The sequence below is a fragment of the Adlercreutzia sp. DFI.6.23 genome (assembly GCF_024462535.1).
Lineage (GTDB): Bacteria > Actinomycetota > Coriobacteriia > Coriobacteriales > Eggerthellaceae > Adlercreutzia > Adlercreutzia rubneri.
On sequence record NZ_JANGBP010000837.1, the window covers coordinates 1 to 286 of the forward strand.

At 59.1% G+C, this 286-nt stretch carries 1 pseudogene; it reads left to right on the plus strand.

The window, feature by feature from the left end:
• Positions 1-286, plus strand: a pseudogene (locus NE591_RS15680) (hypothetical protein); the annotation flags it as partial.

The following is a 286-nucleotide window of genomic DNA, read 5'->3' on the forward strand; positions in this document are numbered from 1 at the left end:
AATCACGTGATGGAAAATTTCGATCCGGCCATCCTCGCTGATGTGACCGCGCCCGACGTGTCGCTCTATATTCCCGTGCACCACACCGAGCGCGAGGAGCGCCGCGATATCTGGGATCGCGACATGTTCAAGGATCTGATGAAGGATGCCGAGCGCACGCTCGCCGAAACCTACGACAACGATGCCTATAAGGGCATCGTCGAGAAGGCCGACTACCTGCTCGAGCATCCGGACATGCCGCTTTGGCTGCATGCCGGCGAGGGTCTGGGCTTCCTCATGAACAACG